At 35.6% G+C, this 570-nt stretch carries 2 protein-coding genes; both read right to left on the bottom strand.

What is annotated here, in order from left to right:
- Nucleotides 1–269 (bottom strand): CopD family protein (locus DC366_RS20695; protein ID WP_207768801.1); only part of this gene is annotated, 269 nt, incomplete at its 3' end.
- 13 nt (nucleotides 270–282) lie between these two features.
- Nucleotides 283–570: dihydroneopterin aldolase (locus DC366_RS20690; RefSeq protein ID WP_165802972.1), on the bottom strand; the 288-nt coding region annotated here is incomplete at its 5' end.

The following is a 570-nucleotide window of genomic DNA, read 5'->3' as shown; positions in this document are numbered from 1 at the left end:
TCATTCCACATCCTTAAACGTGAGGAGTTCCATTGATTCTTCTCTAATGCAAGATTTTTAATAATCTGCTGACATTTAAAATGATATAATATCAATGCAAGAACGAAACAAAGTTTAACATGCATCCAGGGAGCCTGTAATAGCGCCGGATTAACGATCAACATCACAATTCCGGCAATTATTGTCAGGTACATAGAAGGTGTCGTGATTACCCACCATATGGCGATAATTTGCTCTAAAATCTCTTTGCTTATCGGGATGAATTTCATTATTTTAAAAATATTAACTTGTCCAGTGTAAACTAACTTTTGCTGTTGCCTTATCGGCACCAAATGGTGGGTTTATTTTTACGATGCTAATTTCAATTGCTATTATTTCAGAAAACTGAGCGTTGATTTCTTTCAGTATATCACTTGCTACGGTTTCTAAAAGTTTCCGTGGCTGGCTCATTTTTTTCTTCGCTATTTGGTACAGGGTCTCATAATTAACAGTATGTGCTAGGTTCTCGGTGTCAATATCAGCAAAAGTATATTGGGCTTTGATAGAGACATCATATTCATTACCTAGAAT

Origin of the sequence: Pelagivirga sediminicola (assembly GCF_003072125.1) — a bacterium.
GTDB classification, from domain to species: Bacteria; Pseudomonadota; Alphaproteobacteria; order Rhodobacterales; family Rhodobacteraceae; genus Roseovarius; species Roseovarius sediminicola.
This window is presented reverse-complemented; position numbering and strand designations above follow the sequence as displayed.